The sequence below is a fragment of the Actinomycetota bacterium genome (assembly GCA_014360645.1).
In the GTDB taxonomy this organism is placed as follows: domain Bacteria; phylum Actinomycetota; class Geothermincolia; order Geothermincolales; family RBG-13-55-18; genus Solincola_B.
This window is the reverse complement of sequence record JACIXD010000002.1, coordinates 130,701-146,896: the sequence shown is the minus strand read 5'-3', so window position 1 is coordinate 146,896 and position 16,196 is coordinate 130,701. Positions and strand designations below refer to the sequence as shown.

Genomic DNA, 16,196 nt, shown 5'->3' with positions numbered 1-16,196 from the left:
GGCATGCGGGAGTACGCGGCCGGAGCGAGAAGGTGCTTACGGGAGGCCTCGCCTCACGGGGTGGACTAGCGGCATCATGTAAATATGTGGTAATCAAGCATGTGTTGGCCTGCCCCCGCGGCGGCTTGACCGTTCCGGGCGCTTGGCCCACACTTTCTGGGGAACGGCCTTCTTCCCGGGGATGGGCGAGGCCACGGGGCATCGAGTACATCCCGAAACCGTGGAAGTCCGTGGAAGCGCGGGCGGAGGACCGGGAACAGGAAGGGCGGCCATAGGACGTGAGGAAGTCGGGACGGGGAGCGGTGGAAAGGGCCGCTCCGAGCAAGGGACGGTGACCATGGCGGAGGACCGGGAGCGGAAAAAGCGCGAGAAGGCGGAGAAAAAGGAGCACGCGCGGGAGGAAAAGGAGCGCCTCAAGGCGGAGAGGAAGGCGGAGAAGGAGCGGAGGAAAAAGGAGAAGCTCCAGGCCATGGAGGAGCTTCGGGAGCTCCCCGAGGTCGCGGAGGGCGAGGGGGAGGCCGTGGCATGCGCTCCTCCGGGCGGGGTCCCTGCCGGGGAAACGGAGGACGCCGCCCTAGCCGCCGAGGACGCGGAGAGCCTGGAGCGAGAGACCCCGGTGCCGACGTCGACGGAGCCCGGCGAAGAGGAGCCCTCCGTGCAGCCCCCCCGTCCCGGAACCGAGGAAGCCGCGGAGGCGCCGTGGCGCGGGGAAGGCGAGGAGGCGGGCGAGGAGCGGGAGGGGTGGCTTCCGCGACTGCGCAGGGGACTCAGCAAGTCGCGCATGAACTTCATGGCCCCCCTTTCCAGGGCCCTGGCAGCGCGCCGTTTCGACGACGCCTTCTGGGAGGAGGTCGAGGAGATCCTGGTGGGGGCGGACGTGGGCATGGAGATGACCATGACCATGGTGGACAGGGTCAAAGAGCGCATGGCGAGGGAAAAAGTCAGGGACCCCGACGCCTTCCTGGACCTCTTCCGCGAGGTGCTGGCGGAGTCCCTGGACGTCGGCGAAGCCGGCCTGCGCTTTGCGCGGAGCGGTCCCAGCGTGATCATGGTGGTGGGGGTGAACGGCACCGGCAAGACCACCACCATCGCCAAACTCGCCCACCTCCTGCGCGGAGAGGACAAGCGCGTCATCCTCGCCGCCGGGGATACCTTCCGTGCTGCGGGCATCGAACAACTCGAGGTCTGGGGCGAGCGGGTGGGCGTGCACACCGTGAAGCACCGCCAGGGGGCGGACGCGGCCGCGGTGATCCACGACGCGGTGGAATCGGCGCGGGCGCGGGGCGTGGACGTGGTCATCGCGGACACGGCCGGACGCCTCCACACCAAGGTGAACCTCATGGAGGAGCTCCGCAAGATAAAACGAGTGGCGGAGAGGAACGCGGAGGTCACCGAGACCCTGCTGGTGATCGACGCGACCACGGGACAGAACGGCCTCATCCAGGCGCGTCAGTTCGGAGAGGCGGTGGAGGTCACGGGTGTGGTGCTCACCAAGCTCGACGGCACCGCCAAGGGGGGGATCGTGGTGGCCATCGTGCACGAGCTGGGCATCCCCATCAAGTTCATCGGCGTGGGCGAGGGACTGGAGGACCTGCACGCCTTCGATCCCCGGGAGTTCGCCTCGGCTCTTCTCTCCCCCACGCCGTAGGACGAGGGGATCGCAAAGCTCGGGCAACAAGGAGATAATGCCCAGCTTCCCCGCCTCGGTATGGGGGAATGGCGCGTTTCCCCGCGGGTACGCGCTGCTTGTGCGGTGCGTGGGCGATCCGACGCCGTATCTCAGCCCTTTATGGAAAATATATCTGCGCCATATATGTAGAGGATCCATGTATGGCCTTGCGGGAATGACCCGTGCGGGTGATAACCATTTACTCGCCGTTACGCTATAATAAGGCGCGAATACGGCTCCGGGCGATGGGACCCGGAGAGAAGGGGCGAGGAAAAGCGGCCGCGAAGGGGGCTTCAAGCAGGTTCTCAAGCGCGCTTGGCGCGTATCGGCCTTCCTTTCCCGTTCAGCGGAAGCCTTGAGACGTTGAAGGACGAGAGACGCAACTTCAGGAGCGGAGGGGGATACCGCCGCCGCAAGCACGGAGCAGTCGGCGGAGGCGAAGCACGGGCTGAGGCCGCTCGGGCAGGCGGGGAGAACCGGCCCGTGACGGAATATTTCTTCCTCATCTTCGAGAACCTCAACGACGTCGTGTTCGTGCTCGACGAAAACGGCGTGTTCTCATACGTCAGCCCCGCCATCGAGTCCCTGTCGCATTACACGGCGGAAGAGGTATCGGGGAGGCACTTCACCGATTTCGTCCACCCCGACGACCTTCCCGGCCTCATGTCCAGCCTGGAGCGCACCCTTGAGGGCAGGCTGGAGCCTTACGAATTCAGGGTGCTGGACAAGACGGGAGAGGTGCGCTACGTGCGCACTAGCAGCCGTCTTCTACGGGAGGGCGGCGAGTTGAGAGGGCTGGCGGGAGTGATGGTCGACGTGACGGATATGCGCGCCGCCGAGGAAGAGGCGCGCATGCTCAAGGCCATCTGCGAGCAAGCCAATTTCGGCATCGCGGTGGCGGACTTGGATGGCGACCTCATCTTCGTCAACCAGTACTTCGCTCTCTGTCACGGCTACCGGCCGGAGGATGTACAGGGGAGGAACCTCTCCATCTTCCACAACCGCGATCAGATACGGGAGGTGGAGGAGATCAACCGGCGCCTGCGGGAGGAGGGAAGGTACGACGCACTGGAGGTCTGGCACGCCCGCAGGGACGGGAGCGTGTTCCCCATGCTCATGAACGGAATGGTGATCGGAGGCCTGGACGGGATACCGCGCTACATGGCCGCCACCGGCATAGACATCACCCAGAGGAAGGAGTGGGAGGCGACGTTGCGGGAGTCCGAGGAACGCTACCGCGACCTCTTCGAGAACGCCGGAGTGCTCATCCAGAGCGTGGACCCCGAGGGTCGTTTCCTTTACGTGAACCGCATCTGGCGCGAGACCCTGGGGTACGAGAAAGAGGAGCTGGAGAGACTGACCCTCTTCGACGTGATCCACCCCCGTTACCGCGATCACTGCCGCGAGCTGTTCAAGCGCGTTCTGAGCGGCGAGGAGGTGGAGATCGCCGAGGTGGTCTTCCTGGCCAGGGACGGGAGGGAGGTGTTCCTGGAGGGCAAGAGCAGCTGCCGCTTCGAGGGAGGTCGCCCCGCCAGCACCCGGGGGATCTTCCGGGACATCACCGCGAGGCGGGAGGCGGAGGAGGAGCTGAAGCGGTACCGTGAGCACCTCGAGGAGCTGGTGGAAGCGCGCACCCTGGAGATCATGACCGCAAACGAGAGGCTGCGGGAGGAGATCGCGGAGCGCGAGCGCGTGCAGCGAGAGCTCGAGGAGAAGAACCGGGAGCTGGAGGCCTTCGCCCACACCGTTTCCCATGACCTGCGAGGCTCCCTTTCCCTGATCAGCGGTTTCGCCCAGGCAGCCCGGCGGGCGGCGCGCCGCGGCGACGTGGGGGAGGTGGAGGAATGCCTGGGGTACGTCATGGAGGGAGTGAAGCGCATGGACTCTTTCATGAGCTCCCTCCTGGCCTACGCCAGGGTGGGCGGGTTGGAGGCGGAAGGGGCGGTGGCGAGTGCCGAAGAGGTGTTGCGGGAGGTGCTCCTCGAGAGGGGGTCGGAGATGGAGGAGCTAGGCGCGGAGGTGGAGATAGGGTGGCCGCTGCCCGCGGTGAAGGCCGATCCCGTGCGGCTCTACCAGGTGTTCTCCAACCTGGTGGAGAACGCCCTGAAGTACCGCGCTCCGAGCGGCACGCCTCGCCTGACGGTGGCCTGCGAAGCCCGGGGTGACCTGGCGGTGTTCTGCGTGGGAGACAACGGCATAGGCATTCCCGAGGAGGAACATGAGAACATCTTCCAGCCCTTCACTCGCTGCTGCGACCATATACACGGCGGCCTGGGGATAGGGCTCGCCACGGTGAAGCGCGCCGTGGAGGCGTGGGGGGGCCGGGTGTGGGTGGAATCGGCGCCCGAGGAGGGCAGCTCCTTCTATTTCACCGTCCCCCTCGCATGAGCATGGGCGGGCTCCGGAGCGGGGGGTCCGGCCTCGCGGAGGGCGCCGCGACCACCGACGCGCCGCGTTTGAGCTGCGGGAATCTTTGACATCACCTGGGCTTTCCGATAACTTTAATTATTTAGTGACGGAAGGAGGGAGCCCGCCGCTCTCCGGGCCCGCGAGGCCGGGAAGCGGAAGGGCTCGACAGGCATCGAGAGGAAGCACAAGAGGCGGGGAACCCATGTTCGACAACCTGAGCGACCGGCTCCAGGACATCTTCAAACGCCTGCGCGGCCACGGCAGACTTTCCGAGAAGCAGGTGGAGGAGGTGATGCGCGAGATACGCCTCGCGCTCCTGGAGGCGGACGTGAACTTCAAGGTGGTCAAGGATTTCATCGCCCGGGTGCGGGAGAGGGCGGTGGGTCAGGAGGTGCTGCGCTCCCTCACCCCCGCTCAGCAGGTGATAAAGATCGTCAACGAGGAACTCACCGAGCTCCTGGGGAGCTCCAACGTACGCATCGATTTCGGAAACCGCCTTCCCGCCTCCGTGATGCTGGTGGGCCTGCAGGGCTCGGGAAAGACCACCGCCACCGCCAAGCTCGCGGTGCACCTCAAGAACCAGGGACGCCATCCCATGATGGTGGCGGCGGACATCTACCGCCCCGCGGCCATCGACCAGCTGGAGAAGCTCGGGGAACAGGTGGGGATAGAGGTATATTCCGACCGCGGCGCCCGGCCCGAGGACATCGTGGCGGCGGGACTCAAGAAGGCGGAGAGGGAGGGGCTGGACACGGTGATCATCGACACCGCCGGGCGCCTCCACATCGACGACGAGATGATGCAGGAACTGGTGCGCATCAAGAAGAAGCACCCGCCTAGCGAGACCCTGCTGGTGGTGGATGCCATGACCGGACAGGACGCGGTCAACGTGGCCCAGGCCTTCGTGGAGACGGTGGGGGTGGACGGCGTCATCCTCACCAAGCTGGACGGCGACGCCAGGGGAGGGGCGGCGCTCTCCATCAAGACGGTCACCGGAAAGCCCATAAAGTTCGCCAGCGTGGGGGAGAAGATGGGCGACCTCGAGCCCTTCTACCCCGAGCGCATGGCCTCGCGCATCCTGGGCATGGGGGACATGCTCACCCTCATCGAGAAGGCCCAGGCCTCCTACGACGAGAAAAAAGCGCAGGAGCTGGAGCGCAAGCTGCGCAAGCAGCAGTTCACCCTGGAGGACTTCCTGGAGCAGATGCACCAGCTCAAGAAGATGGGGCCCCTCGACCAAATCCTGGGCATGATCCCCGGCATCTCCTCCTCCAAGCTCAAGGGACTGCAGGTGGACGAGTCCCAGATCAAGCGCGTGGAGGCCATCATCCAGTCCATGACCCCGGAGGAGCGGCGCAAGCCGCAGATCATCGGCGCCAGCCGTAAGCAGCGCATCGCCAGGGGAAGCGGCACCAGCACCCAGGACGTCAACCGGCTGCTGCAGCAGTTCCAGCAGATGCAGAAACTCATCAAGCAATTCGGAAAGATGTCCCCCAGGCGCATGGGGCAGATGTTTCCATTCCAGTTGTAGCGGATCCGCGCAGAGCGGGAAGAGAAGGAGGAAAGGAGAGCGGCGATTTGGTGAAGATCAGGCTCAGACGCATGGGCGGGAAGAAGAAGCCCTATTACCGGGTGGTGGCCGCCGACGCCCGCAGTCCCCGTGACGGAAGGTTCATAGAGGTCCTGGGTCGCTACGACCCCCGCACGGAGCCCTCCCTGATCGAGTTCGACGAGGAGAAGGTCCTCAAATGGCTGCGCGACGGGGCGCAGCCCACGGACCAGGTGCGCAAGCTCCTGGAGGCCAAGGGCATATGGCAGAGGTTCCGGGAGGAGAGAAGTGCAGGCTGACAGGGACACGGGCAGGGGGGCCGAAGTGAAGGAGCTGTTGGAATATCTTGCCAGGTCGCTGGTGGACAACCCGGACGGCGTCGAGGTCACCACGGTGGAGGGAGAGAGGTCCATCATCCTGCAGCTGCGCGTACACCCCGACGACGTGGGCAAGGTCATAGGCAAGAACGGCCGCATCGCCCAGGCCATGCGCACCCTCATCAAAGCCTCGGCCACCAGGGAAGGCCGCAACGCCATCGTCGAGATAATAGACTGATCCCCATGGCTCCCCGCGCCCGCAGGGTATCGCTGGTGGTGGTGGGGAGGGTGCTCAAGCCCCACGGCGTCCTGGGCTGGATGCGGGTGGAAGTGCTCTCCGAGAACCCGCGGCGTTTCACCCCCGGCAACTCCTTCATCCTGGAGGGGAGGGAGGGCGGCGAGCGGCTGCTGCTGGAGGAGGCGGAGAAGGACCGCGAGGGACTCAAGGTGAGGTTCCGGGGTATCGACACCAGGCAGGGAGCGGGGGCGCTCTGCGGCAGGAAGCTGTTCATCACCCCGGATGAGACCGGAGAGCCTCCCCCTTCCGCCATGTGGGAACATCAGCTCCTGGGGCTGGAAGTACGGACCCGCGAGGGAAGGGTGCTGGGCGAGGTGGTGGAGGTCATGGAGACGGGCGCCAACGACGTGCTGGTGGTGCGGGGAGAACGCGAGTTCCTCATCCCCGCCATCGCCCCGGTGGTCAGGGAAGTGGACGAGGTGTCCGGGACCATGGTCATCGAGCCGCTCCCCGGCCTCCTGGAGCTGTAAGGCGGTCTTTCTTTCCGGAGGGGCGAGATGCGCATAGACGTGTTCACCATATTCCCGGCCATCTTCGACTCCCCCCTGAGGGAGGGCCTGTTGGGCAAGGCCATAGCGGGAGGGGTCCTGGAGGTGCGCGTACACGATATCCGCGAACACGGGAAGGGAAAGCACCGCCAGGTGGACGACGCGCCCTTCGGGGGAGGGGCGGGCATGGTCATGAAGCCGGAGCCGGTCTTCGAGGCGGTGACCTCGTCCCTCGGCTACGGCCTGGAGGATATCGAGCGCCTGCGGGAGGAGGTCGAGGTGGTGATGCTCACGCCGCGGGGCGAGAGGCTGACCCAGCGCCGGGTGGCGGAGCTGGCGGCGCTGCCCCGCCTGGCCCTCATCTGCGGCCGCTACGAGGGCATAGACGAGCGGGTGCTGGAGCACCTCTGCACCTCGGCCTTGTCCGTGGGGGACTACGTGCTGTCGGGGGGCGAGTTCGCGGCCCTGGTGGTCATCGACGCGGTGGCGCGCCTCGTGCCGGGGGTGGTGGGGAACCGTGCTTCCCTGGAGGAGGAGTCCTTCAGCGGCGGCATGCTGGAATACCCGCAGTACACGCGCCCCGCTGAATACCTGGGCTGGAAGGTCCCGGAGGTGCTGCTCTCCGGCGACCATGCCGCGGTGGAGAGGTGGCGCCGGGAGGCCGCGCGCGCCTTCACGGAACGGGTACGCCCCGACCTGCTGCGCGGGGATCGTGGCGGCGGCGTGGAGGAGCCGGGTTGAGCGCGGGAGGTGCGTCGCCGCCCTCGCGGATGCAGCGGGTCGGGGAGAGGTCCGGGGCGGGGACGGCGCCGGGGCCGTGATCCTCGACGTCACGCCCGGGGGCTTGCCCTCGGGGGCGGCCTTGGGTTGTAATATAGCGGAAAGGAGGAAGGAAGATGCAGAAGACGGACATGGTGGAGAGCGAATACCTGCGGGATGACATACCGGACTTCCGGCCCGGAGACACGGTAAAGGTCCACGTCAGGGTGGTGGAGGGCAACCGCGAGCGCATCCAGGTCTTCCAGGGCGTGGTGATAGCGCGCAAGGGCGGAGGCCTGCGCGAGACCTTCACCGTGCGCAAGGTCTCGTTCGGGGTGGGCGTGGAGCGCACCTTCCCCGTACACTCCCCCATCATCTCCAAGATAGAGGTGGTGACCCAGGGGAGGGTGAGGAGGGCGAAGCTCTACTACCTGCGCGACCGGGTCGGAAAGGCGGCCAGGATCAAGGAGAAGCGCAGGACCTGAGCGGGTTCCCCATGACCCCTGACACCGACGACGGACCGACCACACCACCGGGAGACCGGGAGCATGTGCCTGTCCCTGGAGAACCCTCGGACCTGAGCTCCGCGAACGACCCGCACGACCGCGCACACTGGATAGGCGTGGTCCTGGAGTTCGCGGTGCTCTTCATCATCGCGCTGGTCATCGCCATCTACCTGCAGGCGTTTGTTACCAAGCCCTTCCTCATCCCTTCCCCCTCCATGGAGCCCACGCTGCGGGAGGGCGACAGGGTGCTCGTGGACAGGATCACCTATCATTTTCGCGAGCCGCGCCGGGGCGAGATCATCGTCTTCCGCTTCGACCCCAACGATACCGCGAACTGGACCCAGGGGAGCAACGGCCTCTCCCGCTCCCTGGACCTGCTGGCCGAGGTGCTCAACATCACCCACCAAGAATCCCTGCCCTTTATCAAGCGCGTGGTGGGGGTGGGGGGCGACACCGTGGAGCTGCGCGACGGCGAGCTCTTCGTGAACGGCGAGCCCTACGAGGCGCATTACGAGTATGTGCGCGACAACGCCAACGGCAGGTGGGAGGTTCCCGAGGGGTGCGTGATGGTCATGGGGGACAACCGCCCCAACTCCAATGACAGCCGGCGCTGGGGCTTCGTCCCCCTGCGGGCGATAATCGGGAGGGCGGTGGCCACATGGTGGCCTCCCAGCCGCTGGTCATCCCTCTAGGCGGGTGGGGGTCTTGAACCCCGAAGGGCTTGCCGCCGAGACATGGGCACACCGCATGGGCTACCGGCGCGTGGCCGGCGCGGACGAGGCCGGCAGGGGAGCCCTGGCGGGACCGCTTGTCGCCGCGGCGGTGATCCTGCCGCAGGGGGCAGAGCTGGGGGGATTGAGGGGGCTGGACGATTCCAAGCGCCTGTCTCCGGGACGGAGGCAGGAGCTCTTCGCGCGCATCCTGGAAAGCGCCGAGAGCTGGTCCTTCGCCTGCGTGTCCGCGGCCGAGATCGACGGGAGGGGGCTGCAGGAGAGCAACATCGCGGCGTTGCGGGAAGCCCTGGCGGGGCTTTCGCCTCCCCCCGACCTGGCGGTGGTGGACTACTACCGCGTGGACGGCCTGAACCTCCCGCAGTGGAGCGTGGTGCACGCGGATCGCAGCTGCCGCTGCGTGGCCGCCGCCTCCATCCTGGCCAAGGTGATACGAGACCATCTCATGTGGCACTGGTGGGTGTGCTGCCCGCAGTACGGTTTCGAGCGGCACAAGGGCTACGGCACCGCCCTGCACCTGGAGGCCATCGCGGAGCACGGCCCGGCGGCGTGCCACCGCGGCAGCTTCCGGCGGGTGGCGCAGATGGAATTGATCCCCCGGGAGTGAAGGCGGGGATGGGGTCGGGGATCCACGAGCTGGGAGCGGCGGGAGAGGAGGCGGCGGCCGCTTTCCTGAGGCGCCGCGGCTACCGTATCATGGAGCGCAATTACCGCTGCCCCTTCGGCGAGCTGGACGTGATCGCGGCCAGGGGGGAGGTGCTGGTCTTCTGCGAGGTGAAGACGCGCCGCGGTGGGGACGTGGAGGAGGCGCTGGGGGCGGTGGACGAGCGGAGGAGGAGACGCATGGCCCGCGCGGCCGCCTTTTACCTGGCGGAGAGGGGCGAGGGAGGCAGGGAATGCCGATTCGACGTGATCGCCTTGCTAAAAACGGGAGGCGGTTGGAGAATAGTGCACGTGCAAGACGCCTTCGAGGTGGGGGAGCCGTGAGGCACAGTCACAACGCATGGTTTCCTCCGTCGAGGGCGTCTGGGTACGGCGAGGGAGGAGGCGTATGAAGCCCTGTCCCTGGTGCGGCAGGAACAACCTGGACAGCGACGAATACTGTTTCAACTGCGAGCGGGACCTCGACGCCGTCCCCGATGATACGGAGGCCTTCGAGCTGGAGGAGCAGATCCGCAGGGTGCGGGTGCAGCGCCCCCCTTCCTTCCTGAGGCTGACGCTCATGTCCCTGCTGCACAAGGTGATCTACGGCATCCTCGCGCTGGGGTTGTTCTTCATCTTCGTGATGGTGGCCATATGGGTCAGCTACGACAACACGGCGGTGGCGTTGGCCGCCCTGGCGGTGCTGGGCCTGTCGCTGCTCGCGGCCCTGTATTATCCCGACGTGAAGATAGCGCGGCGTGCGGGCGTGAGGGGAGTGCTGGTATCCCTGGTCACCAACGCGCTGGCCCTGGGGACGACCCTGCCTCCCGCTCTCTGGTATCTCTCCCGCCGGGGTTACATCTCGGGGGGTTGGGGCGTCATGGCGAGGACATGGTGGGCCGTCCCCGCCCTCCTCTTCCTGGGATGCCTGTTCTCGTGGCTGGCGGGGCGGAGGGCGACGGAGACCGCCAGCCCATGAGGGACCCCGGACACCGAGCCTGTCCTTTCACCGAGTCCACAGGCGGGAGGCGGGCGACGGGAGCCGCCGTTCATTCGATAACCGCGAACATGGGCTTGCCTTACCCTCATCTCGATAGGAATCTGTAATATATTACCAGATTCCCGGACCGGGTCTCCGATCTCCACCCCTTGACCGCCGTGGCCGCGTCGAAAGACGGCCGCGGCCGGTGCGGAAGGCAACGGGCACCCCCGGATCTTCCCCGAGCGGGAAGCTTTTATGTCTGTAAATATATTTGTCATACCCCAGTTGTAAAATATGCTCAACTTATATAGGAGGTGTTGCGATGTACGCGAGGGTCGAGAGCTGCTCCATCCTCGGGATGGAGGTGGTACAGGTGGAGGTGGAGGTCAACACCTCGGGAAGCCTCCCCGGCATCTACATGGTGGGGCTGCCCGACGCGGCGGTGAGGGAATCCTACCGCCGCATCAAGGCGGCGGTGGCCAACTCGGAGCTGCTCTTCTGCCGCCAGCTCATCACCGTGAACCTCGCCCCCGCCCACCTGCGCAAGGAGGGCTCCAATCTCGATCTTCCCATCGCCCTCGCCATCCTCTCCGTATCCGGCGCCCTGGATCCCTCCGCCCTAAAGGGAAGGCTGGTGGTGGGAGAGCTGGCCTTGGACGGGAAGGTACGCGGGGTGAGGGGTGCCCTGGCCATGGCCCTCTGGGCCAGGAGGCAGGGGCGTGAGGAGATAATCCTCCCGGCGCAGAACCTGCGCGAGGCGGCGCGCATCGGGGGCATCAGGGTCACGGGGGTGGAGAGCCTGCGTCAGGCCCTGGATTACCTGCAGGGCGAAGGCGCCCCCGAGAAGCAGCCGGTCCAGGAAGAGGTCCGAGAGGAAGAGCCTCCCTGCCTCTCCGAGGTCAAGGGGCAGACCCACGCCAAACGGGCCCTGGAGATAGCGGCGGCCGGCTTTCACAACCTCCTCCTGGTCGGCCCCCCGGGGTCCGGGAAGTCTATGCTGGCCGAGAGGCTTCCCGGCATCATGCCGCCCCTGGAGGGAGAGGAGGTGCTGGAGGTCGCGAGCATCCACAGCGTGGCGGGCATACTGGACCCGGAGCGGCCGCTCTCCACGCGGCCGCCCTTCCGCTCCCCACACCACTCCATATCCCACGTAGGCCTGGTGGGCGGGGGCAAGAACTTCCCCCGCCCGGGCGAGATCACCCTCAGCCACCACGGTGTCCTCTTCCTGGACGAGCTGCCGGAGTTCAAGCGCGACGCGCTGGAGGTCTTGCGACAGCCCATGGAATCGGGAAAGGTGAGCATCTCGCGCTCGCTGGTCTGCACCAGCTTCCCAGCGCGCTTCCTCCTGGTGGCGGGCATGAACCCCTGTCCCTGCGGGTACCTGGGAGACTCGAGGCGCGCCTGTTCGTGCGCGCCCTCCCGGGTGAGGAGCTACTACGGGCGCGTGTCGGGCCCCCTGCTGGACCGCATCGACCTCCAGGTGGAAGTACCTCGGCTTGGCCCCAGGGAGCTGGTGGAACTTCCCGCCGGCGAGAGGTCGGAGGCGGTGAGGGAGAGGGTCATCAGGGCGCGCGAGAGGCAGAGGGAGCGCTGGGGCGGGAAGGGCCTCACCAACGCGAGCGTAGGGCTGGCCGCCCTGCGGGCCGCATGCCGACTCGGCGAGGAGGAAAAGCGCTTCATGTTCACGGCCTGCGAGCGCCTGGGGCTCACGGCGCGCGGTTTCGACCGGTGCCTCAGGGTGGCGAGGACCATCGCCGACCTTGCGGGACGCGACCGCGTCGGGGTCTCGGACCTCGCCGAGGCGGTGCAGTACCGGACCCTGGAGAGGCTCTGGGGCTCGTTCATGGCCGGGGAGGTGCGGGTTGGAAGCGGCATATAAGATCGCCATCGGGTACCGTAGCGCACGGGACAAGCGCCCCGCTGCGCCGAAGGGGGAGATGCGATACGTGATGCTCAACAAGCTCTCGCAGATTTGTTCCTATGGGGAGGTGCGGGTTGGAAGCGGCATATAGGGCGGCGCTGGCATGCCTTCCCGGCATGAGCGTGCTCTCTCTTTCAAAGCTCATGGCGCTCGCGGGAGGCGCAAAAGAGCTGTGGGAGGTGCTGGCCCACGGCGGTGGGCGTGCGGTCGCCCTTGTGGGAGGGGCGAGATCGGAGGCCTGGGCGGAAAGGTGCGCGTCGGTTCGCCCCGGGGAGGTCCTGGAGGAGCTTGCCCGCGCGGGGATCAAGGTCCTTGTGCCCGGCGACCCCTCGTACCCGCGCCTGCTCGCCGCCATCTACGACCCCCCGGCCGTGCTCTTCGTGCGGGGAGAGATGCCGCCGCGGGAGCGGCCGTGCGTGGCGGTGGTGGGCTCGCGAAAGGCGTCGAGCTACGGCAGCTTCGTCGCGCGTACCCTGGGGGAGGAACTGGCGCGCCTGGGCATCACCGTGGTATCGGGAGCGGCATACGGGGTGGATGGAAAGGCCCACCAGGGATGCCTTAAGGCCGGAGGGCATACGGTGGCCGTGCTGGGATGCGGGGTGGACCGCGTCTATCCTCCGGGGCACGCCTCGCTGCTGCGGGAGATAGCGGAGCGGGGATGCATAATAAGCGAGTTTCCCCCCGGCACGGAACCGCTCCCGTGGCATTTCCCCTGCCGTAACCGCATAATAGCCGGTCTGAGCCATGCCGTGGTGGTGGTGGAGGCTTCACGGAAGAGCGGCGCCCTAATCACTGCGGAGATCGCGCTGGAGGAGGGTAGGGAGGTCATGGCCGTGCCCGGGCCCATCGGCAACCCCCTCTCTCTCGGGACCAACGGCCTGATCCAGAAGGGGGCGAAGCTGGTCATGGAGGTCGCCGATATCTGCGAGGAGCTGCCCTGGGAGGTCGCGAAGGGCCTGGACCTCGCGCGGCGTGAGGGAACGGCCGCGCCGGGGGGAGAGGCGGAGGAGAGGGAGGCGCTCACCGCGGAGGAGGCGGCCTGCCTCGAGCTGTTGCGGGGTGGGCCGTGCGGCCTGGACTGGCTGGCGGCGAAGACCGGCAGGCCGGCGGGAGAGCTGCTCGCGCGGCTGTCGTCCCTGGTCCTGCGGGGTCTGGTGGCGGAGGAGGCCGGGGGCAGATACCGCGCTCTTCCCCTGCTGTGAGTGAGCCGCTCGATCGGATGTCGGGGTGCCGCACGCAAGGACAGCGGAACCTTACGCGGCCGCCACGGGGCGGGCGGCGGGGTTTCTCCTCCGGTCTCCATGATGAAGCGTAGGTAAGTCGGAAGATCGCCGCGGCGGTTTCCGGCCCTCCTTCGGCGGGATTTGAGCGCTCGCGCGAACATCGTCGACCGAGCTCCCGCGGGCGCGGACAGCCGTGAAATCCCCTCCGAGGGTTGAGCTCGCCGGGAATACGGGTCGGGTCGCACGTCACCTCTCCGCCGGCTCCGCCACCACCCTCCGGCCAATATGCCCTCCGGCATGGCCGGGGGGCTTTCCGCATCTCTCCGTAAAACCCGCCGTCGCCGCGGCCGTGGACTCCGGAGAGAGAGGGGGATGCGGGTTGCGGGATGTCGGCCGTATCCCCGAAGAAGGCGGCGCCGTCGTCGCCGAGAAAAGTGCCGGTGCATTTTTATAACAATAATTAAAATCATCAACAATAAATTCAACTATTGACAATAATATCGTATAGTATAAAATCATATAAGGTTTCAACAGAAAGGCTTGCGCTCGAGGGGGAAGATGGACTCTCTGGTGGAGGAATACCTGCGCTTTCTCGAGGCGGAACGCAACCTCTCGCCCGAGACGTTGCGGGCGTACCGCGAGGACCTGCGGGTCTTCGAGGAGTTCTGCCGGCGAGCGGGTGCGGAAGAGCCGGCGGAGGTGGACCACCGTCTCCTCCGCCGCTACCTCGCCAACCTGCAGACCAGGGGTTACGCGCGCTCCACGGTGGCGCGGCGCGCTTCTTCCGTCAAGGGGTTCTTCCGGTTTCTCACCCTCAGGGGCTATCTCCGGGCCGATCCTTCCCTGGCCCTTTCCCCTCCCAGGCGGGAACGCAGGCTTCCGCGCGCGTTGCGGCTGGAGGAGATAGAGGGTGCGGAGGAGAAACATGCATTGCATGTCTACCGCACCTCGTTGAGGGATATGGCGGTCATAGAACTGCTTTACGCGACCGGTATGCGAGTGGGGGAACTGTCGGGTCTTGACCTGGAAGACCTGGATATGAGGAGAGGGGAGGTGAGAGTTCTCGGTAAGGGTCGCAAGGAGCGCGTCATCCCCGTGCATGACGCAGCGCTACAGCTGGTGGGGAGGTACCTGGAGAAGGAGAGGCCGGCGCTGGCCGCCAACTCTCCCGACGGCGCCGCCGAGCGAGCTCTGTTCCTCAACCTACGCGGGGGCAGGCTGAGCGACCGGGGTGTGCGCCGGGTGGTGGAGCGTTTCTTCCGGGAGCTGGAGGGGGGCAGGAGGGTCAGTCCGCATACCCTCCGACACTCCTTTGCCACCCACATGCTGCAGGGTGGGGCGGACCTGAGGACGGTTCAGGAGCTGCTGGGCCATGTTGATTTATCAACCACCCAGATTTATACTCATCTTGATAAAGGTCAGCTGAAAGAGGTCTTTTTCCGGACCCACCCTCGCGCGTGATGCTACTGCAAAGGCCCAGCATCTGATTACCGAGATGGGGAGAATGTTGAACACGGCAGACTTTTACAAAAGAGGAGCCAGGTTGGACGGAATAGAGGATGTAAGCGATATCTGGAAGCAATTCAAGGAAGAGGGCTCGCAGGAAGCCCGCGAGAAGCTCATCCTCAACTATGCGCCCCTGGTCAAATACGTCGCGGGGAGGGTCTCCTCGGGGCTTCCCCCCAACATCGAGTACGCCGACCTGGTCAGCTACGGCATCTTCGGGCTCATAGACGCCATCGAGAAGTACGACCCCGGGCGCGGTATCAAGTTCGAGACCTACGCTATCTCCCGCATCAAGGGGGCCATCATCGACGAGCTGCGCTCCATCGACTGGGTGCCGCGCTCCATACGCTTCAAGGCCCGCGAGCTGGAGAAGGCCTACATGGTGCTGGAAAACGAGCTCAAGCGCCTGCCCACCGACGAGGAGGTGGCCCAACACATGGGGATGTCGGTGGACGAGCTCAACCAGCTCCTGCAGCAGATGAGCTTCATCTCCCTAGTGGCCCTGGACGAGCTGTGGAGCATCGGCGGCGACAAGGGCGACAAGGTGAGCCTGGTGGACACCCTGGAGGACTCGCGCGTCAAGGACCCATCCCAGACCTACGAGATCGAGGAGATGAAGCGGATCCTCGCCGAGGCCATCAACCGGCTCCCGGAGCGGGAGAAGATAGTCATCTCCCTCTACTACTACGAGGGTCTGACCCTGCGCGAGATCGGCGAGGTGCTTGGGGTGACGGAGTCGAGGGTGTGCCAGATGCACACCAAGGCCATCCTGCGCCTAAAGGGCCGCCTGACCAGCGCCAGGGGCGCGCTGGAACTGTGAGGCACGGGCGCGACCGCAAGTAACGCTCGAGGGCCGCGGCGTGATCTCCAGAGGATCGCGGGCTGCATGTCCGCGTGGGCGAGCGGAAGAAAACGCCGGCCGGGAGAGCGGCGCGCAATCGCTCGCATCGTCTCCGACTCCATTCAAGATGGCTGGCGGCGGAGAATGCCGCGCGAGGGCCGTGGCGTCCCCCGCCGAGTTGCCCGACCGGGCGCTTTATGTTAACTTTCTCTTTGGCGCCTAAAACGACAGCGGAGGAGGTGGGCCTGGAGATTCGCTTATCGCGACCTGGATGAGAGGCGCCGCGAGGCCCGCCGCAGGCGGGATTTTTTTTGGCCGTCATCACGCACGCCCGCGGACCCCTTGACGGGTGCCC

At 66.2% G+C, this 16,196-nt stretch carries 16 protein-coding genes; all 16 read left to right on the top strand.

The features are described 5' to 3' along the window. Positions 1-337: 337 nt before the first annotated feature. The 16 genes from ftsY (at position 338) to whiG (ending at position 15,820) form a co-directional block, all read left to right on the top strand. Positions 338-1,648 (top strand): signal recognition particle-docking protein FtsY, encoded by a 1,311-nt coding sequence (ftsY, locus tag H5T74_02155; GenBank protein MBC7229180.1) that lies wholly within the window; start codon positions 338-340, stop codon positions 1,646-1,648. A gap of 504 nt (positions 1,649-2,152) precedes the next feature. Further along, positions 2,153-4,057 (top strand): PAS domain S-box protein, encoded by a 1,905-nt coding sequence (locus tag H5T74_02150; GenBank protein MBC7229179.1) that lies wholly within the window; start codon positions 2,153-2,155, stop codon positions 4,055-4,057. 223 nt (positions 4,058-4,280) lie between these two features. Then, positions 4,281-5,609, top strand: a complete 1,329-nt coding sequence (gene ffh, locus H5T74_02145) for a signal recognition particle protein (protein MBC7229178.1) — start codon at positions 4,281-4,283, stop codon at positions 5,607-5,609. Positions 5,610-5,656: 47 nt separating this feature from the next. Further along, on the top strand, positions 5,657-5,926 hold the full coding sequence (gene rpsP, locus H5T74_02140) for a 30S ribosomal protein S16 (GenBank protein ID MBC7229177.1): 270 nt from the start codon (positions 5,657-5,659) through the stop codon (positions 5,924-5,926). A gap of 25 nt (positions 5,927-5,951) precedes the next feature. Further along, entirely contained in the window at positions 5,952-6,182 is a 231-nt protein-coding gene (locus H5T74_02135; GenBank protein MBC7229176.1) for a KH domain-containing protein, read from the top strand. A gap of 5 nt (positions 6,183-6,187) precedes the next feature. After that, positions 6,188-6,712: a 16S rRNA processing protein RimM gene (gene rimM / locus H5T74_02130; GenBank protein MBC7229175.1), complete on the top strand. Its 525-nt coding sequence runs from the start codon at positions 6,188-6,190 to the stop codon at positions 6,710-6,712. Between the two features lie 27 nt (positions 6,713-6,739). Beyond that, a complete protein-coding gene (gene trmD, locus H5T74_02125; protein ID MBC7229174.1) occupies positions 6,740-7,471 on the top strand; it encodes a tRNA (guanosine(37)-N1)-methyltransferase TrmD in 732 nt (243 codons plus the stop codon). A 155-nt stretch (positions 7,472-7,626) separates the two neighbouring features. Further along, entirely contained in the window at positions 7,627-7,974 is a 348-nt protein-coding gene (gene rplS / locus H5T74_02120) for a 50S ribosomal protein L19 (protein MBC7229173.1), read from the top strand. A 65-nt stretch (positions 7,975-8,039) separates the two neighbouring features. After that, positions 8,040-8,687: a signal peptidase I gene (lepB, locus tag H5T74_02115; GenBank protein MBC7229172.1), complete on the top strand. Its 648-nt coding sequence runs from the start codon at positions 8,040-8,042 to the stop codon at positions 8,685-8,687. 13 nt (positions 8,688-8,700) lie between these two features. After that, positions 8,701-9,333: a ribonuclease HII gene (locus tag H5T74_02110; GenBank protein ID MBC7229171.1), complete on the top strand. Its 633-nt coding sequence runs from the start codon at positions 8,701-8,703 to the stop codon at positions 9,331-9,333. An 8-nt stretch (positions 9,334-9,341) separates the two neighbouring features. Then, the gene (locus tag H5T74_02105; protein ID MBC7229170.1) at positions 9,342-9,713 is read left to right on the top strand and encodes a YraN family protein; all 372 of its coding nucleotides are present in this window, start codon (positions 9,342-9,344) and stop codon (positions 9,711-9,713) included. A 64-nt stretch (positions 9,714-9,777) separates the two neighbouring features. Further along, a complete protein-coding gene (locus H5T74_02100) occupies positions 9,778-10,347 on the top strand; it encodes a hypothetical protein (protein MBC7229169.1) in 570 nt (189 codons plus the stop codon). 325 nt (positions 10,348-10,672) lie between these two features. Next, positions 10,673-12,229 (top strand): YifB family Mg chelatase-like AAA ATPase, encoded by a 1,557-nt coding sequence (locus H5T74_02095; GenBank protein ID MBC7229168.1) that lies wholly within the window; start codon positions 10,673-10,675, stop codon positions 12,227-12,229. Positions 12,230-12,387: 158 nt separating this feature from the next. After that, positions 12,388-13,473: a DNA-protecting protein DprA gene (gene dprA, locus H5T74_02090; protein MBC7229167.1), complete on the top strand. Its 1,086-nt coding sequence runs from the start codon at positions 12,388-12,390 to the stop codon at positions 13,471-13,473. A gap of 579 nt (positions 13,474-14,052) precedes the next feature. Next, complete coding sequence (locus H5T74_02085; protein MBC7229166.1) at positions 14,053-14,955, top strand: tyrosine recombinase XerC; 903 nt, start codon at positions 14,053-14,055, stop codon at positions 14,953-14,955. 34 nt (positions 14,956-14,989) lie between these two features. Next, on the top strand, positions 14,990-15,820 hold the full coding sequence (gene whiG, locus H5T74_02080; GenBank protein MBC7229165.1) for an RNA polymerase sigma factor WhiG: 831 nt from the start codon (positions 14,990-14,992) through the stop codon (positions 15,818-15,820). Positions 15,821-16,196 lie beyond the last annotated feature (376 nt).